Genomic DNA, 26,478 nt, shown 5'->3' on the forward strand with positions numbered 1-26,478 from the left:
CGTCTACCTCACGGGCGTCAGGACGTGGGTGGTCAGGGGATGGTGGCACGCGACCGCGTGCAGGCCGTCGGAGGGTTTCAGTACCGGGACCTCCGTGGCACACCGCTCGGTTGCGAGCGGGCACCGGGTCCGGAAGTGGCAGCCGCTCGGCGGATCGATGGCCGACGGCAACTCGCCGCCGAGGCCGGTCGACCGGGCCGCGGCCTCCCGGTTCTTCGCCGACTCCGGGAGCGGGATCGCCTTGATCAGCCCGGCCGTGTACGGGTGCCGTGGTGCGCTGTAGACGTCCTCACCGGCTCCGAGTTCGACGAGCCGGCCGAGGTACATCACGCCGATCCGGTCGGCCAGGTACTTGAGCAGCGACAGGTCGTGCGAGATCACGACGTACGTCTGGCCGTACCGCTCCTGCAGCGACCGCATCAGGTTGAGGATCTGCGCCTGGACCGAGACATCCAGCGCGGACACCGGCTCGTCCGCGACGATCACCTTCGGTCGGAGCGCCAATGCCCGGGCCATCGCGATCCGCTGCCGCTGGCCACCCGAGAACTCGTGCGGGTACCGCTCCGCCGCCTCAGGTGGCAACCCGACTGCCGCCAGCAGCTCGGCCACGGTACGGCGTCGTTCGCGCCGGGTACCGACTCCTTGAGCCACCAGCGGTTCCGCGATCAGCGCGGCGACGGTCATCCGTGGATCGAGCGCGGCGGCCGAATCCTGGAACATCATCTGAAGATCACGCCGGCGCTTCCGGAATCCGGACCGGCTCTGCACCGACAGATCCCGGCCGTCGAAGCTGACAGATCCGCTGGTCGGCCGCTCCAGCCCCACCAGCATGCGGCCGAGCGTGGTCTTGCCGCAGCCCGACTCCCCGACGATTCCCAGCGTCTCCCCGGCCGCGATGGTCAGCGTCACTCCCGACACCGCTTGCACCGCCCGCGACGGAGCGAAGGGCCGCCTCGATCGCACGCCGAACCGCTTGTGTACGTCGAAGAGCTGCACCAGCGAGTCAGATCCGCGCGGCTCGGCCGCCTCCCGCACGCCGACGTCCGCGGCCGTGGTTCGGGTACGCCCGTCGGCCGGATGGAAGCACGCGTGCAGGTGATCCCCACCGATCAACGACGGATCAGCGCTGCGGCAGTCGTCCTGCGCGAACGCACACCGTGGAGCGAACCGGCACCCCGGCGCCAGGTCGAGCAGCTTCGGCGGACTGCCTGGAATCGTGGCCAGCTCAGCGTTCCGGTCGAGTTCCAGTGTCGGCATCGCGGCGAGCAACGCCTCGGTGTACCGATGCCGCGGCCTCTCGAACAATTCGTGGACGCCGCTCTGCTCGACCACCTGTCCGCCGTACATGACGGCGACCCGGTCGGCGTACTCGGAGATCACGCCCATGTCGTGGGTGATCAGCAGCACGCCCATCGACAGTTGCGACTTGAGGTCGTCGATCAGGGTCAGGATCTGCGCCTGGATCGAGACGTCCAGCGCCGTCGTCGGCTCGTCGGCGATCAGCAGCTTCGGATCGCACATCAGACCGAGCGCGATCATCACCCGCTGCCGCATCCCGCCGGACAGCTGGTGCGGGTAGTCGTCGAGCCGCTCGCGCGGTCGTGGCATGCCCACCAGTCCGAGCACCTCGGTCGCCCGGGCCGTCGCCGCGGCGCGGCTGCTGTCGACGTGAATCCGGTACGCCTCCCGCAACTGACTGCCGATCGTCCGGACCGGGTTCAGCGAGGTCATCGGGTCCTGGAAGATCATCGCCAGCTCGCTGCCGCGCACCTTGCGCATGGCCGGCTCGTCCAGCTCGGTCAGCTCGCGGCCGTCCAGCCGGATCGAGCCGCCGGTGATCGATCCACCGGGCGGCAGCAGCCGCATGATCGACATCCCGGTCATCGTCTTGCCGGATCCGGATTCCCCCACCACACCAAGGGTTTCCCCGGCTCGGACGGCGAAGCTCACCCCGTCGACAGGACGGATCCGGCCTTGTGCGGTGTCGATCTCGGTCCGCAGCCCGGTCACCTCAAGCAGACTCATGTGCGATGTCACCTCCGTGACGGGACAGCCGGATCGCGAGCCGGCGGAAGCTTCGGCCGAACCTGATCCCGGCCCGTGGATCCAGCACCCGCATCAGGTGATCGCCGGAGAAGTTCGCGAGCAGGATGGTCGCCATGATCGCGAGCCCGGGAAAGGTCGACAGCCACCAGGCGTCGGCCAGATTGGTCGCACCGGCGGCCAGGTCACTCCCCCAGTCCGGCGCCGGCAGCCGGACGCCCAGACCCAGGAAGCTCAGGGTGGTGGCGGTCAGGATGCCCCAGCCGATGGCACTGCTACCGAGCACGACCACCTCGGTCAGCAGGTTGGGCAGCAGGTGCCGCCACGAGGTGCGCAGCGTGGTGGAGCCGAACACCCGGGCGGCCTCGACGTACTCGGCCTTGCGAAGCCGGCGGACCGAAGACTCGACCACCCGCGCGAAGCCCGGGGTGAACGCGATCCCGATCGCCAGGACGATGCTGCGGACACCCGAGCCGGCGGTGGCGATCAGGATCAACGCGATCAGCAGCACCGGCAGCGCGAGGAACACGTCCACCAGGCGCATCACCACGGCGTTGATCCAGCGCGGCGCGACACCACCCAGTACGCCGATCGCGACACCCGCGGCGCTGGCGAGAAGGACGCCCAGGAAGCTCGCCACGAGGACCGGGCGTGCGCCGTACACGGTGCGGCTGTAGACATCGCGGCCGAGCAGGTCCGTACCGAACAGATGGCTGCCGCTCGGGCCCTCCAGGTGCGCGTCACTCGTCGCTACCGGGTCGACGTGGGCCAGCACGCCGGGTGCGAGCAGCAGTAGCAGCACCAGGAGGACCGCGAGGCTCAGGACAACCCACTTGAGCCGGCTCATGCGGCAGCCTCCTGTCTGGTGCGTGGGTCGATGGCGCCGACGATCAGGTCCACGCCGAGATTGATCACCACGTAGGCGATCCCGATCACGACCACCGCACCCTGCACCACCGGGATGTTCTTGCTGGTGATCGAGGTGGCCAGGAAGCTCCCCAGCCCGGCGCGGCCGAAGATCACCTCGGTGATCGCGGCACCGGTCAGGATGTTGCCGAACTGCAGGCCGATCGTGGTGACCGCCGGCACCGAGGAGTTCCGCAGTACCTGCCGCAGCAGCACCCGCAGCTCACCGCTGCCGCGCGCCCGGGCGGACTTCACGTAGTCGCTGCGCAGCTCGTCGATCACCCGGCCGCGGACGAGTCGGGTCAGGATCGCCGCGTAGCCCCAGCCCAGCGAGACCGCCGGCAGCACCAGGCTCTTGGCCGTACCGTCGTCAATCGCGGACAGCAGGTGCAGCTTGACACTGAACAGCAGCACGAGCAGCAGAGCCAGGAAGAAGTACGGCACCGCGACACCAGCGAACGAGATCCACCGCGCCACGGTGTCCAGGACCGAACCCGGACGCATGCCCGCAACCAGTCCGAGCGGTACGCCGACCAGCACCGCGACCAGCATCGAGGTCGCCGTCAGGATCAGCGTGCTCGGTGCCCTGGACAACAATTCGTGGCTGACCGGGGTCTGGGTCAGGAACGACGTACCGAGGTTGCCGTGCACGAGGTTGACAGCGAAATCGGCGTACTGCCGCCACAACGGATCGTCGAGTCCGAGTTGCTGCCGCAGCGTCGCGATCTGCTCCGGTGACGCGTTCGCGCCGTACAGGATCACTTTGGCCGGATCGCCCGGTACGACGTGCACCAGGACGAATGCGATCAGGGTGATGCCGATGACGACCGGGATCGCCGCGCCCAGCCGTCGCACCACGAACAGCAGCATCAGCCGACCGTGGCGCTGTGGAACGCCAGGTAGCCGTTCAGGGTCTGGTGCAGGTTCTGCACCTTCGGCGACAGCGTGAACGCGCCGGCCACGTCCCACAGCGGCAGGTACATCGAGTCCTGCATCAGCTTCGCGCCGACCTGCTCGTACAGCCCGTTGCGGGTGGCGTCGGCGGCGGTCGCGTTCGCCTTGGCGATCAGCTTGTCCACCGCGGGGTTGGCGTAGTGCGACCAGTTGAAGCCGGACTGGATCGCGTTGGAGTTGACCCAGATGTTGAGCAGGTAGGGGTCCGCGCCGTAGTAGCCGAAGGAACCCAGGTTGTGCGCGCCGGAGTTGAAGCTCGCCTGCGCCGTCGCGAACGGCTGTACGGCGGTGTTCGCGCTGAACCCGGCCTTCTGCAGCTCCGAGACGGCGAACTGCGTCGGCAACTCCAGCCCGCCGCCGCTGAACAGGATGATCTCGAGGCTGAGCTTCTTGCCGTTCTTGGTCCGGATCCCGCCGTCGCCGACCGTCCAGCCGGCCTGGTCGAGCAGCTGGCCGGCCTTGTCCGGGTCGTAGGAGTAGGTCTTGCTCGCCGCCGCGCTGTACCCCGGCGTGATCGGGGTGAGCACGTTGTGCGCGGGCTTGTAGACGTCGTACAGGACGTCCTTCACGAGCGCGTCCTGGTCGACGGCGTACATGATCGCCTGCCGCACCAGCGGGTCGTCGGTCGGCGGTTTGGTCACGTTGATCGGCATCCCCAGCGGCGTACCGATGGAGGGCACCAGCAACTGCTGGAACTTGCCGGACTTCTGCGCGGCGGAGATGTTGTTGGGCGGCAGGTTCATCGCGATCTGCAACTGCCCGCTCTGCAGGGCGTTGTAGCGGCCGCTGTCGTCGGTGACGATCCGGAACACCAGCTTGTCCAGCTTGGCCGGGCCCTCGCCCAGCGCCTTCGGACCCCAGGTGTACTTCGGATTCTTCAGCAGCGTCAACTGGCTGCCGGCCTGGTAGCTCTGGAACGTGAACGGTCCGGTCCCGACCGGATTGTTCCCGTACGCCGTCGGCCCGTACTTCGCCAGCGCGGCCGGCGACGAGATGCCGAAGTTGCCGGCCGCCTGCTGGTGCAGGAACGACGCGTTCGGCGCCGTGAAGACGATCTGCACGGTGTAGTCGTCGAGGATCTTGGTCTCCTTGTACGGCCCCAGCGCGCCGAGACCGCTCTTGGACTTGGTCTTCGGGTCGACCACGTGGTCGTACGTCGCCTTGACCGCCTTCGCGTCGAACGTCGTCCCGTCGTGGAACGTCACGCCCTTGCGCAGCTTGAAGGTGTAGACCGAGGCGTCGGGCGAGATCGTCCACGACTCTGCCAGGCCCGGGTGGAAGGCACTGCCGCCCTTACCGTCCGGCAGCCAGTAGACCAGCGGGTCGAACAGCGCGAACGAGATCAGCAGCGTGAGCGCGAGTCCGGTGGCGCCTGGGTCGAGGGTGTCGGGGGTGGCGTTGATCCCCATGGTCAACGTGCCGCCACCGGCGGGCGTGGCCGCGGACGAGGTGCTGTCACCACAGGCGGTGAGCATCGGGGCGAGGCCGATCCCGGCGGCCAGCCCGCCGCCGAGGCCGAGCAGCCTGCGGCGGGAGAACTGACCTGGATGCGAGAGGTTCATGCGACGTACTCCTTGGGCAGGCAGGAGGGGTGCTATTCCGTATGTTGTATACGGCTTCTGCTACGCGCATGTTTCCAAGGGAGGACGTGAGGGTTTCAAAAGTGCCGGTTCGTATACAGAACCGTCAGCTCACCCTGTGGCGTCGTGCGGCCGGACCGGCTCCAGGTGGGGACGCAGCGCGTTGCGGACGCTGAGCACGTGATGCCGGGCGGCGGCCTCGGCCAGGTCGGGATCACCCGCGGCGATCGCCGCGATCAGGCCGTGGTGCTCGGCCCAGGCGGCCGGGTTCTGCAGCGGGGCGCTCTGCCGCAGCAGCCACTGACCACGCTTGACCATCGGGATCGCCAGGGCAATCAGGTAGTCGTTCCTGGTCAGTTCGAAGATCAGTGAGTGCAGTTCGGTGTGCAGGGTGGACAGCGCATCGAGGTCCTGGTCCGGCCCGGACTCGCCGACCAGGTCGAGAATGGCCCAAGCCCTTGTGATCAAGGCGGTTTCGGGATTCTGGGCGGATGCCGCCAGCCGGGCGCCGAGCGGCTCGAGGGCGAGCCGGACCTGGAACAGGTCCTCGGCCTGCTGGGCCGACAGCTTGGCCACGAAGGCGCCGCGCCGCGCGGTCACGTCGAGGAATCCCTCGGCCTCGAGGACCCGCATGGCCTCCCGGATCGGGTTGCGGGACACCCCCAACTGCTGGGCGAGCCGGTCCTCGACCAGACGCTCGCCGGGCGGCAGCGAGCCGGCCAGAATGAGGCGCCGCAGCTCGGCGGCGACCACGTCGCGGAGCGGTCGATGGCCGTCGCCGACCAGAATCGGGGTCGTAGTCACCCGGTTCATCGTATACGAACGGGGTGTCCGGACCGGTCTTTCGGTCTGGACCGAAGGTTTCGCGACCGTCGACGGATCAGGTCAGGCTCACTCCATGAGAGTCGGACAAGGTGGTAACGGACCGGGACCGCTCACACCGGACGGGAGCGCGGTCGAACTCTACGAAATCACGCAGGTGCACGGCGAGGACGAACTGATCAACGCCGCGATCGACCCAGGCAGCAGCATTCTCGAGCTCGGCTGCGGGACCGGGCGGATCACCCGGCCGCTGCTCGCGCTCGGGCACCAGGTGCTCGCCGTCGACGAGTCGGCGGACATGGTCGCCAGAGTCACCGAAACCGAGACGGTCTGCTCGACGATCGGCGACCTTCGGCTGCATCGGCAGTTCGACCTCGTCCTGATGATGTCGTTCCTGATCAACGTCGCCGACGACGCCGAACGCCTGCGCCTGCTGCAGACCTGCGCGCACCACGTCCGCCCAGGCGGCGCCGTGATCCTCCAGCAGCAGACTCCGAGGATGCTCCGCGGTCCGGCCGTGATGGTGAACGAGCAACGCAGGATGGAGATCTCCGACGTCGAGGAACTCCCCGGCAACCGCCAGGCAGCGACGCTGACCTACACCATCGACGGCAAGACCTGGTCGCAGCGAATCCTTACCCAGAACCTCTCCGAGGACGACCTGGCGGCCCAGCTCGCCGAAGTCGGCTTGCAGCGCGCCGGCTACCTCACTCCGGACAAGACCTGGGTGCGCGCACAACCCGTCTGACGCGCGGCAACCTCGCACGGCCCTGCGGACCCTGCAAGGTATGACCATGACTTCGAGCCGGCCGGAGAAGCCTCCGACCGCGCGCGACGGGGACCTGTGGGACGCCTTGCGCCGCCAGGAACCCGAGGCGCTCGGCGAGCTCTTCAGCCGGTATGCCGCCGCCGTGCACGCGTACGCCGTGCGCCACACGGGCTCCTATGCGTACGCCGATGACGCCGTGCAGGCGGCCTTCGTCACCGCCTGGAGGCACTTCGGGCGCTCGGATCCTGGTCCACTGAAGTACGACACTGCCCTGCCCTGGCTGCTCGCGATCGCCCGCAACGAGCTGCGCAATACGGCGAGAGCGCGCCGACGCCTGACGCAGTTCCTGCTTCGTCAACCGGCGCCGCTCTCCCATCCCGATCACGCGGAGTCGGTTGCCGCTCGCGTCGACTCGGAGAAGCACATCCAGGCGGTGCGAGCCGCGCTGTCCGCTCTGCCCGCCCACGAGCGCGAGACCGTCGAGCTCGTCTACTGGGCCGAGTTGTCGATCGCCGACGCCGCCGTCGTACTCGGTGTCGCGGAAGGCACCGTCAAAGCCCGCCTGTCCCGCGCCCGCCGCCGGCTACCGGCCCTGCTGGAGGAGCACCGATGAACCTCACTACGCCCCCTCCGGTCGAGCCCCTCGACCCGGACTACGCCACCGACGTACAGCACGATCTCGTACGCCGCGTCCGCAAGAAGCGCCGCGTCCCCGCCTGGACCCCCGTCCTCGCAGCCGCCTGCGGAATCGCTGTCATCGTCGCCGGCGGCGTCTTCATCTCCCGCAGCAACAACGAGCCATCCCCGGCGGGCCGGCCGACGATCGTCCAGGTGCCGGCCGGCACGTCGCCGACACAGTCGCTCGACCTCGGCCCGGCCTCGGGCAACGAAGCGAGCGTGGCGGCCGTGGCCTGCCTGGCCAAGGAAGCCGCCGCCGCGAAGCCGAACCAGTACCCCGGAGGGTCGCTGGATCCGGCCACGATCCAGCTCAAGTCCGCTCGCTGGATCAAGGCTCTCGGGTTGCCCGGTCGCGAGCGGCAGTTGGTGCAGTCGTTCATGACCGCGAACTACGTCTGGTTCCTGTGCGTCGACGGTAAGGCCGAGCCGTACCAAGGTGTTGGCGACGGAGCCACAGATGACGTCGTCGGATCGTGGTCCTGGTCGAATGTCGGCTCACCGAGCGTGCTGCGGGCGACGTTCGCCTTTCGTTCGCTGGCGATCGTGACCCGGGTCGAGCTGCGGATCCGGGGCACCGAAGGGGCCTCTCCCTGGTCCGTGGTCTCGGTTGCCGATCGGGGCGGGTACGTGACGGCGGTCCTGCCCGACGCACAGGCTCGGCACGGCTCGGCGAAGGTCGACATCCGCGGGCTCGACAAGACCGGGAAGGTGCTGTTCGAGAAGACCGTCGGCTGAATGGCTGGACCCCGGCGCCGGGGTCCAGCCATCGGCGAGTCAGCCCAGGCCGCCGCCGTTCTTGGCGAGGGTGTCGAACTGGGTGCGGGTCAGCTGGCTCGTGTCGCCCTTCAGCTTGGACGGGCGGGTGCAGATGACGCCCGCCGGGACCGAGCCGGTCAGGTACTGCAAGGCGCTCTTGAAGGAGTCGCACCGACGCTGGTCCTCGGCGCCGGCCGGATAACCGATGGCTGCGTTGACCCGGCCCATGTCGAGGTTGTCGGCGTACGGATTGATGTTGCGGGCAACGGTCCAGTACCAGCGGGCGATCGGGGCGCTCCACTGCAGCGACAGCGCGAGGTCCGGGTTGCCGAGCAGGTCGATGCCGAGGTACTGACCGGCCGGCCCGTAGTTGAAGTCACCGGTCAGCTGGATGTACCCGCGACCGCCGTACACCCGGGTGTCGCCGATCTCGCGGATGTTGTACTCCAGCCGCGACTCGTGCACCAGCGTGGCCAGGAACGCGGCCTTGCGGTACGGCGTGTTGATGTTCGCGTCCCGCATTGCCTGATTGAGCGACGGGAGACCGGTCTGCACGATCGACGGGTTCGCGATCCGGCTGCCGAACATCGCCTGTACGTCGGCAAGCGTGATGTCGCTGGTCTCCGGCGGCGGCCCGTCGCCACACACCGGTACGCCGGGCAGCTGGTCCTCGGGGATCGCGACGTACACGACGGTCACATAGCCGCCGAGCGCGGGCACATGCGCCCACCACGAACTGGTCCCGTCGGAGTTGCTGACGAGGTCGCCCTGCTTCTGGCAGTCGACGTCGATCGACGTCGGACCGCTGAGCGTGCCGACGACAGCGGACGAGAGGTAGGCGTCGGCGCGGACGTTCACACCGCTGCCGTAGGTCTGGAAGACGGTCGCGTACGCCGGGGAGGCGGCGACCAGAGCGCCCGCGGTGATCCCGAGGCAGATGAGAACAACGGTCAGAAGACGACGCATGAGCACTCCTGGGGCGAGGAGGGGCGGGAGTCGTGAAAACCTAACAAGCATTCTCGCGACGCCGCCAGTTTCCTCCAAAGTGCCGGAGTGCTCAACCCCGGCTGGTCGATGGCTCCGCCTTGGTGATAGCCGACTTCGCGGGGTTGTCGGGTGTTGTCCGTAGCGCGCATGGCGGTTCGAGGGGAGCGATCGTCGCAGGAGGTTGCAGCCGATGAGTCAGGCAAGCGGGCGGCCGGAGAGCCGGCGACCACCCTGACCGGGCAGTCTCACGATGGCGAACGCTGGCTCTCTCCGCACGCGGCACGGCTACCCGCGGCGTGTGATGCCGTTCGCGGTGGTGTCAGAGCTCCCGGAGGGCGGGACGCCGTGGCATCGCCCCGCCCCAGGTGGCATCGGACAGTCAGCGCTGTGGAGAGTCGCCGCGGCCTATTCCGCCTTCTTCTCCTCGGGCTTGGCGTCGACGCCGGCCTCCTTACGCTGCTCCGGCGTGATCGGCGCCGGCGCGGCGGTCAGCGGGTCGAACCCGCCGCCGGACTTCGGGAACGCGATCACGTCTCGGATCGACTCGGTGCCGGCCAGCAGCGCCGTGATGCGGTCCCAGCCGAAGGCGATCCCGCCGTGCGGCGGCGCGCCGAACTTGAACGCATCCAGGAGGAACCCGAACTTCTCCGAGGCCTCCTCGTCGCTCAGCCCCATCACCTTGAACACGCGCTTCTGCACGTCCTCGCGGTGGATACGGATCGAGCCACCACCGATCTCGTTGCCGTTGCAAACGATGTCGTACGCGTACGCCAGCGCCGATCCCGGATCGGTGTCGAACGTGTCCATCGAGTCCGGCTTCGGCGACGTGAAAGCGTGGTGTACGGCGGTCCATGCGCCGGACCCGACCGCGACATCACCGGCGGCCGTCGCGTCGTCGGCCGGCTCGAACAGCGGCGCGTCGACGACCCACACGAACGACCAGGTCGACTCGTCGATCAGCCCGCCACGACGGCCGATCTCCAGCCGGGCCGCACCGAGCAGCGCCCGCGACGACTTGACCGGACCCGCTGCGAAGAAGATGCAGTCGCCCGGCTTCGCGCCGACGTGATCGGCGATACCCGCGCGCTCCTCCTCGGACAGGTTCTTCGCGACCGGCCCGGCCAGCTCGCCGTCCTGGCCCACGAGGACATAGGCCAGCCCGCGAGCGCCGCGCTGCTTGGCCCACTCCTGCCACGCGTCCAGCTGCTTGCGCGGCTGGTCGGCGCCACCGGGCATCACGACGGCACCGACGTACGGCGCCTGGAAGACCCGGAACGGCGTGTTCTTGAAGTACTCGGTGCACTCCACCAGCTCGAGGCCCATCCGCAGGTCCGGCTTGTCGGAGCCGAAGCGCGCCATCGCCTCGCCGTACGTCATCCGCGGGATCGGCGTCTGCACGTCGTACCCGACGAGCTTCCAGAGCGCGGTCAGGATCTGTTCGGACAGCGCGATGATGTCGTCCTGGTCGACGAAGCTCATCTCGATGTCGAGCTGGGTGAACTCTGGCTGCCGGTCGGCGCGGAAGTCCTCGTCGCGGTAGCAGCGCGCGATCTGGAAGTACCGCTCCATGCCGGCCACCATCAGCAGCTGCTTGAACAGCTGCGGCGACTGCGGCAACGCGTACCAGCTGCCCGGCTGCAGACGAGCCGGCACCAGGAAGTCACGGGCGCCTTCCGGCGTCGACTTGGTCAGCGTCGGCGTCTCGATCTCGACGAAATCATGCTGAGCGAGGACCTCACGCGCCGCCTGGTTCACCTTGCTACGCAGGCGGATCGCCGCACCAGGACCCTGACGACGCAGGTCGAGGTAGCGGTACTTGAGGCGGATCTCCTCGTTCACCGGGGTCGCGTGGTGCTCCTCGACCGGGAACGGCAGCGGAGCGGCCTCGTTGAGCACCTCGACCTCGGTGGCGATGATCTCGATCTCGCCGGTCGGCAGGTTCGGGTTCGCATTGCCCTCGGGGCGCGGCGAGACCTCGCCGACGATCTTCAGGCAGTACTCCGAACGCAGGCCGTGCGCGGCGTCCTCGTCCCGGATGACGACCTGGACGGTGCCGGACGAGTCGCGCAGGTCGATGAACGCCACGCCGCCGTGATCGCGCCGCCGCGCCACCCAGCCCGCCAGGATCACGGTCTCGCCGGCGTCGGATGCGCGCAGCGAACCTGCGGAACGGTTACGGATCACGAGTTCTCCCTGTGCGATTCAATACTGTGCGTTTCGATACTTGGACGTAAGTCTTCGACCGGCGGGGCCCAGGTGCCAGCATCCGCGGGCACCTGCTCGCCGCTGCGGATGTCCTTCACCTCGGGCCCGTTCTCGGTGCTGAACCAGATGAACGGGATCCCCCGCCGATCCGCGAACCGGATCTGCTTGCCGAACTTCGCCGCCGCCGGCGCGACCTCGACCGGAATCCCGCGGCTCCGCAACTGGATCGCAGTACGCATGGCGTCGGCCCTGTCATCTTCGGAGTTCAGCGCGATCACCACGGCAGACGGCGTACTGCGGCTCGCCTTCAGCAATCCCTTGCTGATCAGCCGGTGCACCAGCCGCGACACACCGATCGAGATCCCGACGCCTGGGTACGTCGTCTTGCCGTCCGACGCGAGCGAGTCGTACCGCCCGCCGGAGCAGATCGATCCGTACCCCTCGTCGCCGATCAACTGCGTCTCGTAGACCGTGCCGGTGTAGTAATCCAGCCCGCGCGCGATCTTCAGATCCGCGACCAGCAGACCGGGAGCGTGCTCGTTCGCAGCGGTCATGATCTGCGACAGCCGCTCGAGCCCTTCGTCGAGGATCTCGTGCTGTACGCCGAGCGCCCGCACCTGATCCGCGAACGACGCATCGGTCGACGAGATCTCCGCGAGCCGCAGTACCTGCTTGGCCGTCTCCGCGGACAGGCCGGCAGCGGTCAGCAGGTCCGTGACCTTGTCCGGGCCGATCTTGTCCAGCTTGTCGACGATCCGGAGCGCGCCGGTGATGTCCTCGATGCCGAGGCCGCGGTAGAAACCCTCCGGGATCTGGCGGGTGTTCACCTGGATCCGGAACGCCGGGATCGGCAGCTTGCGGAACGCGTCCGCGATCACCAGCGGCAGCTCGACCTCGTAGTGGAACGGCAGCTCACCGCTGTCGATGATGTCGATATCCGCCTGCGTGAACTCGCGGTACCGGCCCTCCTGCGGACGCTCGCCGCGCCACACCTTCTGGATCTGGTAGCGCCGGAACGGGAAGGTCAGCTTGCCGCTGTTCTCCAGCACGTACCGGGCGAACGGGACGGTGAGATCGAAGTGCAGTCCGAGGGCCGCGTCCTCGTCGGACCCGGCGGCAAGCCGTCGTACGCCGTAGATCTCCTTGTCGGCGTCCTCGCCCTGGTTGGACAGGCGCTCGACCGGCTCGACCGCACGGGTCTCGATCGATGCGAAACCGTGCAGCTCGAACGTCTCCCGGATCGTGTCGAGGAACTGCAATTCGACGATGCGATCTGACGGCAGGAATTCCGGGAACCCGCTGAGTGGGGTCACCTTGCTCATAAGTTCTGTATCTCCAGGTCCTGCAAGTAGGGGTTGGTCGCCTTCTCCCGGCCGATCGTGGTCTGGCCACCATGACCCGGCAGGACGACGATCTCGTCGTGCATCGGCAGGATCTTGGTGGCCAACGTATGCAGCATCGCCGGATGATCGCCGCCAGGCAGATCCGTCCGGCCGATCGACCCGGCGAACAACACGTCACCGGAGAACAGCACCGCGGGCACGTCTTCCGGCCCGTCGTACGGCGTGGTGAACGTGACCGACCCGCGGGTGTGGCCCGGGGTGTGGTCGACGGTGAACTTCAGGCCCGCGAGCTCCAGGGACAGCCCGTCCTTCAGCTCGGCGACGTCGTCCGGCTCGGCGAACTCGTGATTGCCGCCGAGCAGCATCCGGGCCGCCTCCGGGCTGAGCCCGGCCATCGGATCAGCGAGCAGGTGCCGGTCGTCCGGGTGGATCCAGGCGGTCGCGTCGTACGTCCCGCAGACCGGGAGTACGGAGAACATGTGGTCGATGTGACCGTGCGTAAGCAGCACGGCCACAGGCTTGAGTTTGTTCTCCCGAACGACCTGTTCGACGCCGTCGGTCGCGTCCATGCCCGGGTCGACAACGATGCATTCCGCGCCCTGGCCGGTGGCGACGACGTAGCAATTCGTACCCCACGCACCCGCGGGGAACCCGGCGATGAGCACGACGCACCTTCCTGAAACGGTTTCCGGACTCACCAAGGTTACCCGGGCGGATCGCCGTACTTCGCACCGGATTGTGACGCAACACCGTTGCGCGTGAGCTGGGAGTTTGTGATTGTTCAGGGATAAGCGTCGAGAAGGCAGCTCGACGCGCCCAGGCGGGGCCCTGTTCGCGCGGTTGGACCGGGAACTGACCAGAATGGGCACGAGCGCAGTGCATACCGCCGGAAGGGGCGAGTTGTGGCCGGAGAGAACTGGGGCCGGGTAGCCGAGGACGGAACGGTCTTCGTACGGACGAAGGACGGTGAACGGGCAGTCGGCCAGTGGCCGGACGCCAACCCTGAGGAAGCGCTCGCCTTCTACACCCGCCGGTACGACGCGCTCGCGTTCGAGGTCGAACTGCTGGAGCAGCGGGTCCAGGCGGGCACAGTGTCACCGGACGACGCCCGGGCCGCGGTGAAGAAGGTCACCGGCTCGATCGAGGAGGCCCAGGCGGTCGGCGACCTCGACGGCCTGCGGGCCCGGCTCGATGCGCTCAGCCCGCTCGTCGCGCAGCAGCGTGAACGCCGCAAGGCCGAACGCGCCGCGAAGGTCGAGGAAGCGAGGTCCGCCAAGACCAAGATCGCCACCGAGGCCGAGACGATCGCCGCCGGCACCGACTGGCGCCACGGCGTCACCCGCCTGCGCGAACTGCTCGACGAGTGGAAGGCACTCCCCCGGCTCGACAAGTCGTCGGACGACGAGTTGTGGCACCGCTTCTCTTCCGCGCGTACGACGTACACGCGGCATCGCAAGCAGCACTTCGCCGAGCTGTCCTCCAAGCGTGAAGAGGCCGCCGTCGTCAAGGAGCGGCTGGCTGCGGAGGCGGAGTCGCTCTCCTCGTCGACCGACTGGGGTCCGACGTCCGGCCGGTTCCGCGACCTGATGCGGCAGTGGAAGGCCGCCGGCCCCGCGCCGCGCGAGGTCGACGACAAGCTGTGGGCACGCTTCCGCGCCGCGCAGGACCTGTTCTTCGGCGCGCGGGACGCCGTACAAGCTGAAGAGAACGCCGAGCAGGTCGAGAACCTCGCGGCCAAAGAAGCACTGCTCGTCGAGATCGAGACGATCGTGCCCGTCTCGGACGCGCGAACTGCCCGCGACCAGCTCCGCGAGTACCTGGACCGCTGGGACCAGATCGGCAAGATCCCCCGCGACTCCATGCGCACGATCGACGGCCGCCTGCGAGCGGTCGAGCAAGCCGTGAAGTCGGCCGAGGACGAAGTCTGGAACCGCAGCAACCCCGAGGCCCGAGCCCGCGCCGAGGCCACGGTCAAGCAACTCCAGTCCTTGATCGCCGACCTCGAAAAACAAGCCGCCAAGTTCGAGTCCCAAGGCAACACCCGCAAAGCCACCGAGGCCCGAGAAGCCATCGCCGCCCGCCGAGAATGGCTGACCCAAGCCCAAAACGCCCTCACCGACTTCAGCTGATCTCCCCACGCGGTGCTACGCGGATACTTCGTGTGAAGTGCGGATGTCCAGGCCATCACAATCACGGAGACCTGTTGACCGCGCGCGGTGAGTGGTCACGCTCGGCACATTGTGATGGCCTGGCGATCCGGGCAACTGCTCTGTGGTGCCGAGGCTGCGGTGTTGTCCGGCAGACCAGGTAGGGGCCTGTGGACAACTTTGAGCAGGTGGGCGATTAATCCAGCATTCTGCTGGGATGTTTGAGTACGACCAGCCGTATTACTTTGCCGGCCTGCCGTTCACGGCTCGGCAGGTGCCGCGCAAGCTTGCGTGGTTGTTGGCGCGGGGCGAGATTCGTCAGTTTCTCAAGGGTGTCTATGTCGACGTCCGGATGTCCGACTCACCCGCACTACGAGCTGACGCGCTGCGCCTGGTCGTGCCGGCGGATGCCGTGGTGTGCGGGCGGACGGCCGCCTGGCTCCACGGCATCGGAACAACCGCCCTCGGACCCGAGGACCTATTGAAAGCCCAGTGGACTCGCGACGTTCCCGATGCAGACGTGGTCGAGCTCGACGGCTTGCGGGTCACCAGCCCCGCGTCCACGGCGCTCGCGCTCGCGATGGCATTGCCGCGGCCGTTCGCGCTCTCCGCCGTCGACGCGATCCTGCGCTCGGGCAAGGCAGATCTGTGGGCGCTCCGCGCAGCATCGGCTGCCTACGAAGGCCGCCGCGGGTACAGCCAGAGCCAAGACATCCTCCGCCACGCGGACCGGCGTGCCGAATCCCCCGCTGAATCCTGGCTCCGCCTCCGACTGCTCGACGCGGGCTTTGGCCGGCCTGATCTACAGGTCCGCGTCGACGGTCCGAGCCGGGTCTACCGGCTCGACGTGGGCTACCCGGATCGTCCGATCGACGGCCGCAAGCTCGGCCTGGAGTACGACAGCGACGCGTGGCACTCGTCGCCCAGACAACAGTCACGCGACGAGACCCGGCGTACCGAGTTGGATTCCCTTGGGTGGCACATCATTTCTGTACGGCGGACTGATTTGTGGGGGTCTTATCCGGCACTCGAGCTTGCCGTTGGCGGGTTCCTTTGCCAGGAGCCTCGCCTGCCGCGACGGTGGTGAGTCACGGGACTGTCAGTTGGTTGTCTGCTGCCCAGCGTTCGGCGACGTTCGCGCAAGCGCCCGGTTCGCCGTACCGAGGGGCTGGTACGGCGAACCGGGCGGACGGGGGACGTCAGTCGTTGTAGGTCATTTTGCGCCTTACTACTAGGAGGAGGGCGAGGGCTAGTACGCCGGACGCCGCGACGACCGGGACGAGGTACTCGGAGCGGGAACGTGGCGCCTTCACTGCTGCTGCTGTGTCGTAGCCTCCTGCCATACCGGACTCGTTGTAGGTGCTGCCGGGAAGCTTGTCGGAGTAGCGCTGGGAGACGAGCTTCTGGTACGCCGTGACCGCGATCGGCTTGGTGCCGATCGACTTCACGGCGGACGGGTTGAGCGGCCGGACCTGGCCGGCGGACAGGGCGTACCAGGCACCGAGCTGAGGTTCGGTGAACAGCAAGGCGCCATCGGCCGCCCCAGCCATGCGGGCCTCAGTGTTGCCGGAGGCCACATTGACCGGCTGCCAGACGCCGCTCGAATCCGGAGCGGTGAAGACGGTCAGCGCCTGACCGCCCTTGCTGGCAGCGGTCGCGGCGTACCAGAAGGTGGCAACCGGCGCGGACGCGTCGCGAACGAAGGCTGGGTTGAGCGCGTAAACAGCGTGGCTGTCCGAGCCGATAATCGCCGCAGCCTTGCCAGCAGCACCCGGGACCTTCGCGAGCAGCTGGACAGCGGAAGACGAGTGAGCAGCGCTAGTTGCCTTGGACAACTCGCTCGGGGCGATCGGCTGGGGTGCGGCGGCACCGGCCGGGGCGGCGAAGGCGAGTCCGAAACCGAGACCGGCAGCGAGGACGGCGGCACAGCGAAGCAGGCGACGCATGTCAGGCTCCGATCCGGTACAGGGAGTGCGTCCAGGTGAACTGCGAGTTGGACCGGTACCAGCTGTACGTCGAGTAGTTGTAGCGCGGGTCGTCCGGCCACGGGTTGTAGTACTCGAGGGTCGAGTCGGAGGCGTCGTACCCGATGATGTCCATCATGTGGCCGCCGCCCGAGGTCCAGCCGATCCGCGTCATCACCGGGCGACCGGCGGCGATCTCGGTGACGAGCGTGTTGAAGCTGAGGGTGCCGGAGATGTAGCTGCCGGCGCTGATCCCGATCGTGCGGAACGCCTGCTGGTCGTTGGCCAGGCTCGCCTGGTTGTTGGGACAGGTCGCATTCGCATTGTTGCCGAAGGCCAGGTTGCAGAACTGGTTCTGCGAGTACGAGCGGCCGTAGAACGCGGCGATGCTGTTGCCGCTCGCGGCCCAGCACCAGTTCGACTTCTGCTGGGCCTGGCCGGTGACGTTCAGGTAGTAGCTGGTGGGCGCGGCCGAGGCGGGCGGCGCGAGCGGGGCCAGCGTCGCGAACCCGAGGATCGTGGCCAAGAGCAACGACCAGGAGCGGCTGGGGCGGAGCCTGCGCATGGGTCCTCCTTCGAACGGAGTTGGGCGGTGACCATCGTCGGGACCCCGGTACGGCGCGACAAGGTCTCGGATCTCGCCGTACGACGGGTTGTGAACGCGCCTGCGCCGTGAACAGCGGGTGACGAACTCCTGTCGGACCGTGCTGTGAATGTTTACACTGCCCCAAAGGAGCGTGGGCCCATGGTCAAATCGGTCGAAGCGTCGGTCCCTGCGGTGACTCCGGAGGCGTCCTTCGCGGACGCGTTGCGGCAGGCCATCTCGCGCCGCGGGCTGGCCCTCAACCGGATCAGGACCCACCTCGCCGACCGCGGGCTGAACGTCGGCGTCGCGACACTCAGCACGTGGCAGAGCGGCCGGCGGATCCCGCGGGAGGACTCGCTGGCCGTCATCACTGCGCTGGAGGAGCTCCTGCAGGTGCCGACCGGGTGGTTGACCGTCCGCATCCCGCCGGCGCGCGAGCCGGGCACGTCGCCCCAGCCGTACGCCGTTGTCGACTACGCCGAGGCGCTCAGCCGGTTGCTCGATCGTCTCCGCCGGGACGCCCACGGGCGGTTGCGTAATGTGACCGTGCTCGAGGAGGTCCGGATCGGGGCCGATCGGAGCGCTCAGCGCCGGAGCGTGATCCAGAGCGTGGTCGCCGTACAGCCGGTGGATCGGTTGATCATCGCGCACCAGGGCGAGATGGGCTGCGACGCGGAGCAGCTCGCGCTACGGGCGCTCAGCGGCTGCCGGACCGGCCGGATTGCGCGCTCGCCAGAAGCCGGCGCGCTGCTCGGCGAGTTGTTGCTCGACCGCGTGCTCGCTGTCGGGGAGACCGCCGTCGTCCACTACGAGATCGACGACCCGAGCGGGTTGCCGACGACGGACTATCAGCGCTTCAGCGAGTGGGGCGGGATGCACTACGTGCTCGAGGTCCAGTTCGACCGTGCGGCCCTCCCCGTCCGCGTCTACGAGCTGCGCCGCCGGCACACCTCCGGGCCGAACCTGGTTCACCGCGAGCTGATGCTCACACCCGACGGCCGCGTACACGTGATCGAGCCCTCCGCAGACGCCGGCACAGTCGGCATCGCGTGGGAGTGGGACTAGCCCCGCGCCCCTGGGATGGGTTGCTAGGTGTCGAAGCCGGCGTGGACGTGGTCGTGGTGGGTTGCGTCGGAGAAGTACGCGGCTCCGGAGAGTTGGTAGGGGCCGCCGACGTTGTACGAGCCGGCCGACTCGGCGGCGTGCATGTACGACGTGATCAGTGACCGTGACGTGGTCGGCGACACCACCGCGTGGCCGTTGATCTGCCAGGTGTCGAACGCGCGGCCGCGGGGGTGGTCGCTGGGGCGATCGGTGCCGAAGACATCGAGCGGGTGGCCGGAGCGGATGACGCTGACGCCGATCCGGTAGGTCTTCGCGAGCTCCAGCATCGCATTCAGCACGCTGTCATGGACCTGGCCCGACTTGATGTCCGCGGCGGATGCCGGCGGCAACAAGATCTGCTCGCTCGCCAGCACCTTCCGCGCGGCGGCGGACAGGGTCGCAGCTGGCGCACCGGGCTGAGCCGGATGGGTCGCCGTGACGCGCCAGGTGCCCTGCGACGACCTGCTCAGCCGTACGTCGACCGTCGTACCGCCACTGATCACCCGGTTCTCGCGGATCGAGTACACCCGGCACGGCACCAGCACGCTGGCCGAGGAGCTCAGGATCCCGCCGTACTGCGCGTCGATCACGTCGATCGCCGCCGGCGTATCGGTCGGCTGCAGCAGCGTCATCACCGCCGCCACCGCGAGTCGCTTCACCTGCGGCTGGATCTCCCCCGGCCCCGGCACCCAAGCCTGCACAGAAGGCAGCACGACCGTAGGCGTAGGCGTCGGCGTCGTCGTGGCGGACGGCGTCGGACCAGCGCTCGGGCTCGGGCTGGCGCTCGGACCGGCACTCGGAGTCGAGCTGGACGACGGACTCTGCGCCGACGAATCACTGCACCCCGCCAGCAACCCAACACCCGCAACCAAGAACGCCCGCCGCCCGAGACCACTCATAGACGCAGTGTCCCCGGGCCCACAAACCGAGCTGACAAAACCGAGCTACTGCGTCACCCGATACACGTCGAAGACGCCCTCGACCGAGCGAACCGCCTTCAGCACATGGCCGAGGTGCGTCGGATCGCCCATCTCGAAGGTGAAGCGCGACTTGGCGATGCGGTCGCGGGTCGTCGTCAGCGCTGCGGACAGGATGTTCACGTGGTAGTCCGACAGCACGCGGGTGATGTCTGACAGCAACCGCGCCCGGTCCAGCGCCTCGACCTGGATGGCGACCAGGAAGACGGACTGGGCGGTCGGGGCCCACTCGACCTCGACGATGCGCTCAGGCTGAGTCTTCAGGTTCTCCACGTTGGCGCAGTCGGCTCGGTGCACCGAGACGCCCGCCCCGCGCGTGACCCACCCGATGATCTCGTCGCCCGGCACCGGCGTACAGCACCGAGCCAGCTTCGACAGCACGTCCGTCGCACCCTTGACGATGACGCCGGCGTCGCCGCGAGCAGTGCGCTTGCGGCGCTCACGCGTAGCCGGCAGGTGGACGCCCTCGGCCAGATCCTCGGCCGCGCCCTCCTCGCCGCCGTACGTCTCGATCAGACGCCGTACGACGGCCTGCGCGCTGACGTGCTGCTCGCCGACAGCGGCGTACAGACCGGTGACATCCGGATACCGCAGCGAGTTCGCGACCGCGGTCAGGGTCTCGTGCGACAGCAGGCGCTGGAGCGGCAGGCCCTCCTTGCGGAGCTGCTTCGCGATCGCGTCCTTGCCGTGCTCGATCGCCTCGTCGCGGCGCTCCTTGGAGAACCAGTGCTTGATCTTGTTCCGCGCGCGGGGGCTCTTGACGAACGTGAGCCAGTCGCGCGACGGACCCGCGCCCTGCGCCTTCGAGGTGAAGACCTCGACGACGTCGCCGTTCTCGAGCGTGCTCTCCAGCGGCACCAGTCGGCCGTTGACGCGGGCGCCGATACAGCGGTGGCCGACCTCGGTGTGGATCGCGTACGCGAAGTCGACCGGCGACGACCCCGTCGGCAGCGACATCACGTCGCCGCGCGGGGTGAAGACGTAGACCTCGGAGTTGTTGATCTCGAACCGCAGCGAGTCGAGGAACTCCGACGGGTCGGAGGTCTCCCGCTGCCAGTCGACGAGCTGCCGCACCCAGGGCATGTCGTTCGGACCGCCGACGTCGGTGGTCGGCGTGGCCGGCGCGACCGAGCCCGGGTCTTCCTTGTACTTCCAGTGCGCAGCGATGCCGTACTCCGCGCGACGGTGCATCGAGAACGACCGGATCTGCAGCTCCACCGGCTTGCCCTGCGGGCCGATCACCGTGGTGTGCAGCGACTGGTACATGTTGAACTTCGGCATCGCGATGTAGTCCTTGAACCGGCCGGGGACCGGGTTCCACCGCGCGTGCAGTATGCCGAGGGCCGCGTAACAGTCGCGAACCGACTCGACCAGGACCCGGATGCCGACCAGGTCGTAGATGTCGCCGAACTCGCGGCCGCGGACGATCATCTTCTGGTAGATCGAGTAGTAGTGCTTCGGCCGGCCGGTGACGGTCGCCTTCACCTTCGCGGCACGCAGGTCCTCGTGGACCTGGTCGATCACGGAGGCCAGGTACTCGTCGCGGGACGGCGCGCGCTCGGCGACCAGCCGCACGATCTCGTCGTACACCTTCGGGTGCAGGGTCGAGAACGCGAGGTCCTCGAGCTCCCACTTGATCGTGTTCATACCGAGCCGGTGGGCCAGCGGGGCGTAGATCTCCAGCGTCTCGCGGGCGATCCGCTCCTGCTTCTCCTGTCGCAGGAACCCGAGCGTGCGCATGTTGTGCAGCCGGTCGGCGAGCTTGATGACCAGGACCCGGATGTCCTTCGACATCGCGACGACCATCTTGCGGATCGTCTCGGCCTGCGCGGACTCGCCGTACTTGACCTTGTCCAGCTTCGTCACGCCGTCGACGAGCATCGCGATCTCTTCGCCGAAGTCGCGGGTCAGGTCCTCGACCGTGTACGGCGTGTCCTCGACCGTGTCGTGCAGTACGGCGGCGCACAGCGTCGGCGCCGTCATACCGAGCTCGGCCAGGATCGTGGCGACAGCGAGCGGATGCGTGATGTACGCGTCGCCGCTCTTGCGCAACTGACCGGTGTGGTACTTCTCCGCGGTCCGGTAGGCGCGCTCGATCAGCGCGAGGTCAGCCTTGGGGTGCGTCGCGCGGACGACCCGGAACAGCGGCTCGAGCATCGGCGCCCGGTTCGGGTGCCGGGTGCCGCCGAGGCGGGCCAGCCGGGCACGGACCCGGGCCGGCGCGATCCGCGGCGGCTGTGCCGGCGGCTGAGCAGCTTGGGCAGGCGGTTGGGACGCAGGCGTCGGCGAGACCGGGCGCACCGGTGACGGCGCGCGCGGAGGCTCCTGCGGTACGGCGTTCGGCACCGCAGATGTCATCGCCGGGTCTTCGCCCACGTTTGTGTCCCTCCGCCGACAGACCCCCAGTCTAGAGGCCGTTGACCAACGAGGCTGACCCGCCTGTGGACAACACGCCGGGTCAGCTCTCGACTGCGGAGAGTTTGCCCGAAATCAGACCGTCAGCAAGGAGCTCAACTGCTCGCCTTCGAGGCGCTTGCGGCCCGGAAGGAACGAGAGCTCGAGCAGGACCGCAGTACCGGCGACCTCGGCCTCGCAGCGGCGGATCAGGCGCAGACAGGCCTCGACGGTGCCGCCGGTGGCGAGGACGTCGTCGATGACCAGGACCCGGTCACCCGGAGTGAACGCGTCCTGGTGCACCTCGATGGTCGCCTCGCCGTACTCCAGCGCGTACGACTCCTCGTACGTCGCCGCCGGCAACTTCCCCTTCTTACGCACCGGCACGAACCCGGCGCCGAGGGCGAGCGCGACCGGGGCGGCCAGGATGAACCCGCGCGCCTCGATCCCGACCACCTTGTCGACCACCGGGTTCCCGTCGTCGTCCGTCCCGGCCGCAGCCAGCGCCTCCACCACCTGCGCGAAGCCGGTGTGGTCGGCCAGCAGCGGGGTGATGTCCTTGAACACCACCCCCTGCTGCGGGTAGTCCGGAATATCGCGAATGCCGTCGGCGAGGACCTGCTCGAGCGACCGCATCACTTACCGCGCTTCGACCGCGGCTTGCGCGTCGGCTGCGGACGCCCGGCCGCCGTCGCCTTCATCGGCCGGGTCGACGGCGTCGGCGCCGTACCGGTGGCCCGATCCGCCTTCCGCGGCGTGTCTTGTACAGCGGACCGTGCGGCGGCGCCGGCACCCGCCGTGGCCACCGCGACCGGAGCCGCCGTCGCCGCAGCGGCCGTCTGGGCCTTCTTCGCCGAGACGCGCTTGTTCAGCGCCTTCATGCCCGGCTCGCGCTCCTTGAAGACCGCGAGCAGCGACGGGGCGATGAAGATCGACGAGTACGCACCGACGGCGATACCGACGAACAGCGCGAGCGACAGGTCCTTCAGCGGGCCGGTGCCGAGCACGACCGTGCCGACGACCAGGATGGCGCCGACCGGGAGCAGGGCGGTGACCGTGGTGTTGATCGACCGGACCACGGTCTGGTTGACCGCGAGGTTGGTCGCGTCGGAGTACGTGTACCGGTTCGACCCGGTGATGCCCCGGGTGTTCTCCCGGACCTTGTCGAACACCACGACGGTGTCGTACAGCGAGTATCCGAGGATCGTCAGTACGCCGATCACGGTCGCCGGCGTCACGTCGAAGCCGACCAGTGCGTACACACCGACGGTGATCGTGACGTCGTGGATCAGGGCGATGATTGCGGCCATGGAGGCCTTGGCTTCTCGGAAGTACAGCCAGATCACCGCGAACACTGCGACCAGGAACACGATCAACGCGAGGATCGCCTTGTCGGCGATCTGCTTACCCCAGGATGCGCCGATCTGCTGCGACGTCACCTGCTCGGCCGGGATGCCGGCTTCCTTGGCGATCGCTGCCCGCACGTTGCCGACGTCGGCCTGCGCGAGCGGCTTGGTCTGGACGCGGACCTTGTTGTTGTTGATCGTCGTGACGACCGGGTCGCCGAGTCCCTTGGCGTTGGTCGCCTTCACGGCGTTGGTGAAGTCGTCCACCGTGCTGTCGGTGACCTTGACGGCGGCGTCGTACTCGACACCGCCGCGGAACTCGATGCCGAGCGCCAGGCCGCGGGTGAACAGGCCGGCCAGCGAGATGATGACCAGGACGGCCGAGAGGCTGAACCAGAACTTGCGGTGGCCGATGAAGTCGTACGAGACCTCACCGCGGTGCAGCTTGGCACCGATCTGTCCGAGCTTCGACATCAGACCTCGCCTCCGAGCGGCTTGCGCGTCGACGGCGTCTTCCGCGGCCGGGCTGTCGGTTTCGTCTGTCCGGGTAGTCGTTCGACGCCGAGATGCTCGGGATCCAGGCCGGACAGCTTGTGCCCGTGGCCGAAGAAGTCGGTCCGGGCCAGCAGCGTGACCACCGGCTTGGTGAACAGGAAGACCACGACCAGGTCGATCAGCGTGGTCAGGCCGAGCGTGAACGCGAACCCGCGGACGCTGCCGATCGCCAGCACGTACAGCACGATGGCGGCGAGCAGCGAGATCGAGTCGGCCGCGATGATCGTGTGCTTGGCACGGGCCCAGCCGGTCTCCACCGAGGAGCGCAGGCTGCGGCCTTCACGCACTTCGTCCCGGAGTCGTTCGAAGTAGATGATGAACGAGTCCGCGGTGATACCGACCGCCACGATCAGACCGGCGATACCGGCCAGCGTCAGCGTGAAGCCGATCGCCTTGCCGAGCAGGATCACCAGTGACCCGGTCAGGATGCCGGCGACGGCGAGCGACGACACCACCACGATGCCGAGTCCGCGGTAGTACAGGAAGCAGAAGAGCACGACCAGGGCGAGGCCGATGAGGCCGGCCCAGATACCCGCGGAGAGCTGGTCGCCACCGAGCTGCGGCGACACGGTCTCGACCGAGGAGATGTCGAACTTGACCGGCAGCGAGCCGTACTTCAGCACGTTGGCCAGGTCACGCGCCTCGGCCTCGGTGAAGGTACCGGTGATCTGCGCCTGGCCGCCCGGGATCGGGTTGTCCACGCTCGGGGTCGAGATGGTCTTGCCGTCCAGGACGATCGCGAACAGGTTCTGGCCCTGGCCGCGCTGGGAGATGTTCTGCGTGGCCTTCAGGAACTTGTCGCCGCCGGCAGAGGTGAACTTCAGGTTGACCTGCCACTGCAGACCGTTCTGCGGGATGCCGGCGCTGGCATCCGACAGGTCGGTACCCGCCAGGATCGCCGGGCCGAGCAGGTACTTGTACTGCCCGTTCTGGTCGCAGGAGAAGATCGCCGTCTTCGGGTCGTCGAGCTGCTTGTCACCGCACTTGAACGTCGCGAACGCCGCCTGCGTGGCCGCGTCCGGCGTGTAGTTCAGCGGGTCGCCCGCCGCGGTGGCCGGCGTCGACGGGGTCGCGGCCGGCGTGCTCGGCTTCGGCGTCGTGCTGGCCTTCGGGGTCGGCGTGGGCGTCGGCGTCGCGTCCGCCAGCGCGCTGGTCCAGGCCCGGCCCTTCGGAGTACTGCTCGTCGTCGGCTTGACCGTGGTGCTCGGCTTCACGGTCGTGCCGGCCTTCGGCGTTGTCGTCGGCTTCGGCGTGGTGCTGGCGCCCGGAGTCGGCGTCGGCGCGGGAGCCGGCGCGGTCGCCTGCGCACCCAGCACGATCCGGAAGTACAGCAGGGCGGTCTGGCCGACCTGCGACACCAAGGATTCCTTCGTGGCGCCCGGGACGGCCACGTTGATGTGGTTCGCCCCGGAGGTGGTGATGTCGGCCTCGGCCACACCGGCGCCGTTGACGCGCTGGCCGATGATGTTCTTCGCCTCGTTCAACTGGTCGGCGGTCACCTTGCCCTTACCGTCGAACGTGCTGGCGGTCAGCGTGATGGTGGTGCCACCGCGCAGGTCCAGTCCGAGCTTGGGCTTCCAGGTCTTGGTCAGCGCCATGATGCCGAACAGCAGGACCACGACCACCAGCAAGGCGATCAGGTTCCGCCCGGGGCGGGATGTCGACGAACTCGTTGCCACGTCAGATTCAACCTTCGTACTTCTGGGCGCGCCGCACCGTCAGGTGGACGCCGAACGCCGCGCCGCAGGCTGGTGGGACGGAATTCAGTTCTCGGTGTGCGTCGGCGGCAGCTTCGGGGCGTCCTGCACCTTGCCGTCGGCCTTGTCGCGGCCCGTGTCCGGAACGTCGACCTTCGACTCGTCGGTCGAGTCCAGTTCGGTGGAGTCGGTCGAGTCGGTCGCCTCGTCCGCGGTGTCGGTGGCTTCGGCGGCGTCCTCTTCCGGGACGACCCGGCCGATCGCGGCCTTCACGACCTGAACCAGCACGCCCTCGGAGATCTCGAGCGTCACGTACTCGTCGTCGGTCTCCTCGACGATGCCGACCAGGCCGCTGGTGGTGATCACCTTGCTACCCGGGGCGAGCGCGGCGACGGTGTCAGCCTGACGCTGGCGCTGCTTCTTCTGCGTGCGGCTCATGAACCAGATCATTCCGACGATCAGGATCAGCGGTAGCAGCAGCGTGATGCCGCCGCCCCCGGAGGAGGCCATCGGTACGGCGAGGAGTTGCATCGGGTCTCAGAATCCTTTGTCGATCGGAAATACGGGCGTCCGGCACGCTCTGCTCGAAAGCGCGCAGGTCGCAGCGGAATAACCTGGAGGTCAGGCCACCGGGGAGTCTAACCCTGAGCGGCAACAAGTACCTC

23 protein-coding genes are annotated in these 26,478 nt (G+C 68.2%); 6 read left to right on the forward strand and 17 right to left on the reverse strand.

The window, feature by feature from the left end; all coding sequences use genetic code 11:
- Positions 1-3 precede the first annotated feature (3 nt).
- The 5 genes from EV645_RS38570 to EV645_RS38590 all read right to left on the reverse strand — a co-directional run bounded on the left by EV645_RS38570 (position 4) and on the right by EV645_RS38590 (position 6,287).
- Positions 4-2,025, reverse strand: coding sequence for a dipeptide ABC transporter ATP-binding protein (locus EV645_RS38570; RefSeq protein WP_130449692.1), 2,022 nt, complete (start codon positions 2,023-2,025; stop codon positions 4-6).
- A complete protein-coding gene (locus tag EV645_RS38575) occupies positions 2,012-2,890 on the reverse strand; it encodes an ABC transporter permease (RefSeq protein WP_130449694.1) in 879 nt (292 codons plus the stop codon). Before EV645_RS38575 ends, EV645_RS38570 begins: the two co-directional genes overlap by 14 nt.
- Positions 2,887-3,819: an ABC transporter permease gene (locus EV645_RS38580; RefSeq protein ID WP_130449696.1), complete on the reverse strand. Its 933-nt coding sequence runs from the start codon at positions 3,817-3,819 to the stop codon at positions 2,887-2,889. The genes EV645_RS38575 and EV645_RS38580 overlap by 4 nt, the downstream gene beginning before the upstream one ends.
- On the reverse strand, positions 3,819-5,465 hold the full coding sequence (locus EV645_RS38585) for an ABC transporter substrate-binding protein (protein ID WP_130449698.1): 1,647 nt from the start codon (positions 5,463-5,465) through the stop codon (positions 3,819-3,821). The genes EV645_RS38580 and EV645_RS38585 overlap by 1 nt, the downstream gene beginning before the upstream one ends.
- A gap of 129 nt (positions 5,466-5,594) precedes the next feature.
- Positions 5,595-6,287, reverse strand: a complete 693-nt coding sequence (locus EV645_RS38590; protein WP_198682144.1) for a GntR family transcriptional regulator — start codon at positions 6,285-6,287, stop codon at positions 5,595-5,597.
- A gap of 94 nt (positions 6,288-6,381) precedes the next feature.
- Between EV645_RS38590 and EV645_RS38595 the strand changes: the two genes are divergently transcribed.
- The 3 genes from EV645_RS38595 to EV645_RS38605 are packed head-to-tail and all read left to right on the forward strand — an operon-like array spanning position 6,382 to position 8,487.
- Positions 6,382-7,053, forward strand: a complete 672-nt coding sequence (locus tag EV645_RS38595) for a class I SAM-dependent methyltransferase (protein WP_157997256.1) — start codon at positions 6,382-6,384, stop codon at positions 7,051-7,053.
- Positions 7,054-7,093: 40 nt separating this feature from the next.
- On the forward strand, positions 7,094-7,687 hold the full coding sequence (locus tag EV645_RS38600; protein WP_242000931.1) for an RNA polymerase sigma factor: 594 nt from the start codon (positions 7,094-7,096) through the stop codon (positions 7,685-7,687).
- Positions 7,684-8,487, forward strand: a complete 804-nt coding sequence (locus EV645_RS38605) for a hypothetical protein (protein WP_130449704.1) — start codon at positions 7,684-7,686, stop codon at positions 8,485-8,487. Before EV645_RS38600 ends, EV645_RS38605 begins: the two co-directional genes overlap by 4 nt.
- Positions 8,488-8,526: 39 nt before the next feature.
- On the opposite strand, the gene EV645_RS38610 is transcribed toward EV645_RS38605, so the two are convergent.
- From EV645_RS38610 to EV645_RS38625, 4 genes are all read right to left on the reverse strand, one after another.
- Entirely contained in the window at positions 8,527-9,474 is a 948-nt protein-coding gene (locus EV645_RS38610) for a glycoside hydrolase family 19 protein (protein WP_130449706.1), read from the reverse strand.
- A gap of 426 nt (positions 9,475-9,900) precedes the next feature.
- A complete protein-coding gene (aspS, locus tag EV645_RS38615) occupies positions 9,901-11,679 on the reverse strand; it encodes an aspartate--tRNA ligase (RefSeq protein WP_130449708.1) in 1,779 nt (592 codons plus the stop codon).
- Positions 11,676-13,022 carry a histidine--tRNA ligase gene (gene hisS, locus EV645_RS38620; protein WP_130449710.1) on the reverse strand — a complete coding sequence of 449 codons (1,347 nt, stop codon included), beginning with the start codon at positions 13,020-13,022 and terminating at the stop codon, positions 11,676-11,678. Before hisS ends, aspS begins: the two co-directional genes overlap by 4 nt.
- Positions 13,019-13,708, reverse strand: coding sequence for an MBL fold metallo-hydrolase (locus EV645_RS38625; protein WP_130449712.1), 690 nt, complete (start codon positions 13,706-13,708; stop codon positions 13,019-13,021). The genes hisS and EV645_RS38625 overlap by 4 nt, the downstream gene beginning before the upstream one ends.
- Positions 13,709-13,945: 237 nt before the next feature.
- Here EV645_RS38625 and EV645_RS38630 point away from each other — a divergent pair, with 237 nt between their 5' ends.
- Positions 13,946-15,172: a DUF349 domain-containing protein gene (locus EV645_RS38630; protein WP_130449714.1), complete on the forward strand. Its 1,227-nt coding sequence runs from the start codon at positions 13,946-13,948 to the stop codon at positions 15,170-15,172.
- 235 nt (positions 15,173-15,407) lie between these two features.
- Positions 15,408-16,277, forward strand: a complete 870-nt coding sequence (locus EV645_RS38635) for a hypothetical protein (RefSeq protein ID WP_130449716.1) — start codon at positions 15,408-15,410, stop codon at positions 16,275-16,277.
- 112 nt (positions 16,278-16,389) lie between these two features.
- On the opposite strand, the gene EV645_RS38640 is transcribed toward EV645_RS38635, so the two are convergent.
- Positions 16,390-17,136 carry a hypothetical protein gene (locus EV645_RS38640; protein ID WP_130449718.1) on the reverse strand — a complete coding sequence of 249 codons (747 nt, stop codon included), beginning with the start codon at positions 17,134-17,136 and terminating at the stop codon, positions 16,390-16,392.
- 1 nt (position 17,137) lies between these two features.
- A complete protein-coding gene (locus EV645_RS38645; protein WP_130449720.1) occupies positions 17,138-17,719 on the reverse strand; it encodes a papain-like cysteine protease family protein in 582 nt (193 codons plus the stop codon).
- 180 nt (positions 17,720-17,899) lie between these two features.
- Here EV645_RS38645 and EV645_RS38650 point away from each other — a divergent pair, with 180 nt between their 5' ends.
- Entirely contained in the window at positions 17,900-18,805 is a 906-nt protein-coding gene (locus EV645_RS38650; RefSeq protein ID WP_130449722.1) for a hypothetical protein, read from the forward strand.
- A 23-nt stretch (positions 18,806-18,828) separates the two neighbouring features.
- Here EV645_RS38650 and EV645_RS38655 read toward each other — a convergent pair whose 3' ends face one another.
- The 6 genes from EV645_RS38655 to yajC all read right to left on the reverse strand — a co-directional run bounded on the left by EV645_RS38655 (position 18,829) and on the right by yajC (position 26,344).
- Positions 18,829-19,743: a hypothetical protein gene (locus EV645_RS38655; RefSeq protein WP_242000932.1), complete on the reverse strand. Its 915-nt coding sequence runs from the start codon at positions 19,741-19,743 to the stop codon at positions 18,829-18,831.
- A 45-nt stretch (positions 19,744-19,788) separates the two neighbouring features.
- Positions 19,789-21,978 carry a RelA/SpoT family protein gene (locus EV645_RS38660; RefSeq protein ID WP_130450248.1) on the reverse strand — a complete coding sequence of 730 codons (2,190 nt, stop codon included), beginning with the start codon at positions 21,976-21,978 and terminating at the stop codon, positions 19,789-19,791.
- Between the two features lie 333 nt (positions 21,979-22,311).
- Positions 22,312-22,851, reverse strand: coding sequence for an adenine phosphoribosyltransferase (locus EV645_RS38665; protein WP_130449724.1), 540 nt, complete (start codon positions 22,849-22,851; stop codon positions 22,312-22,314).
- Positions 22,851-24,035 carry a protein translocase subunit SecF gene (gene secF, locus EV645_RS38670; RefSeq protein WP_130449726.1) on the reverse strand — a complete coding sequence of 395 codons (1,185 nt, stop codon included), beginning with the start codon at positions 24,033-24,035 and terminating at the stop codon, positions 22,851-22,853. The genes EV645_RS38665 and secF overlap by 1 nt, the downstream gene beginning before the upstream one ends.
- Entirely contained in the window at positions 24,035-25,795 is a 1,761-nt protein-coding gene (gene secD / locus EV645_RS38675; protein WP_422386671.1) for a protein translocase subunit SecD, read from the reverse strand. Before secD ends, secF begins: the two co-directional genes overlap by 1 nt.
- Before the next feature lie 84 nt (positions 25,796-25,879).
- Positions 25,880-26,344, reverse strand: coding sequence for a preprotein translocase subunit YajC (yajC, locus tag EV645_RS38680; protein WP_130449728.1), 465 nt, complete (start codon positions 26,342-26,344; stop codon positions 25,880-25,882).
- Between the last annotated feature and the right edge of the window lie 134 nt (positions 26,345-26,478).

Source organism: Kribbella rubisoli (genome assembly GCF_004217145.1).
In the GTDB taxonomy this organism is placed as follows: Bacteria; Actinomycetota; Actinomycetes; order Propionibacteriales; family Kribbellaceae; genus Kribbella; species Kribbella rubisoli.

What these genes read in the sequence shown, in the direction of transcription:
- EV645_RS38570 (WP_130449692.1), bottom strand. Translation starts at nt 2,025, where the DNA reads ATGAGTCTGCTTGAGGTGACCGGGCTGCGGACCGAGATCGACACCGCA.
- EV645_RS38575 (WP_130449694.1), bottom strand. Translation starts at nt 2,890, where the DNA reads ATGAGCCGGCTCAAGTGGGTTGTCCTGAGCCTCGCGGTCCTCCTGGTG.
- EV645_RS38580 (WP_130449696.1), bottom strand. Translation starts at nt 3,819, where the DNA reads ATGCTGCTGTTCGTGGTGCGACGGCTGGGCGCGGCGATCCCGGTCGTC.
- EV645_RS38585 (WP_130449698.1), bottom strand. Translation starts at nt 5,465, where the DNA reads ATGAACCTCTCGCATCCAGGTCAGTTCTCCCGCCGCAGGCTGCTCGGC.
- EV645_RS38595 (WP_157997256.1), top strand. Translation starts at nt 6,382, where the DNA reads ATGAGAGTCGGACAAGGTGGTAACGGACCGGGACCGCTCACACCGGAC.
- EV645_RS38600 (WP_242000931.1), top strand. Translation starts at nt 7,094, where the DNA reads ATGACCATGACTTCGAGCCGGCCGGAGAAGCCTCCGACCGCGCGCGAC.
- EV645_RS38605 (WP_130449704.1), top strand. Translation starts at nt 7,684, where the DNA reads ATGAACCTCACTACGCCCCCTCCGGTCGAGCCCCTCGACCCGGACTAC.
- EV645_RS38610 (WP_130449706.1), bottom strand. Translation starts at nt 9,474, where the DNA reads ATGCGTCGTCTTCTGACCGTTGTTCTCATCTGCCTCGGGATCACCGCG.
- hisS (WP_130449710.1), bottom strand. Translation starts at nt 13,022, where the DNA reads ATGAGCAAGGTGACCCCACTCAGCGGGTTCCCGGAATTCCTGCCGTCA.
- EV645_RS38635 (WP_130449716.1), top strand. Translation starts at nt 15,408, where the DNA reads ATGTTTGAGTACGACCAGCCGTATTACTTTGCCGGCCTGCCGTTCACG.
- EV645_RS38640 (WP_130449718.1), bottom strand. Translation starts at nt 17,136, where the DNA reads ATGCGTCGCCTGCTTCGCTGTGCCGCCGTCCTCGCTGCCGGTCTCGGT.
- EV645_RS38645 (WP_130449720.1), bottom strand. Translation starts at nt 17,719, where the DNA reads ATGCGCAGGCTCCGCCCCAGCCGCTCCTGGTCGTTGCTCTTGGCCACG.
- EV645_RS38650 (WP_130449722.1), top strand. Translation starts at nt 17,900, where the DNA reads ATGGTCAAATCGGTCGAAGCGTCGGTCCCTGCGGTGACTCCGGAGGCG.
- EV645_RS38655 (WP_242000932.1), bottom strand. Translation starts at nt 19,743, where the DNA reads ATGAGTGGTCTCGGGCGGCGGGCGTTCTTGGTTGCGGGTGTTGGGTTG.
- EV645_RS38660 (WP_130450248.1), bottom strand. Translation starts at nt 21,978, where the DNA reads ATGCTCGAGCCGCTGTTCCGGGTCGTCCGCGCGACGCACCCCAAGGCT.
- EV645_RS38665 (WP_130449724.1), bottom strand. Translation starts at nt 22,851, where the DNA reads ATGCGGTCGCTCGAGCAGGTCCTCGCCGACGGCATTCGCGATATTCCG.
- secF (WP_130449726.1), bottom strand. Translation starts at nt 24,035, where the DNA reads ATGTCGAAGCTCGGACAGATCGGTGCCAAGCTGCACCGCGGTGAGGTC.
- yajC (WP_130449728.1), bottom strand. Translation starts at nt 26,344, where the DNA reads ATGCAACTCCTCGCCGTACCGATGGCCTCCTCCGGGGGCGGCGGCATC.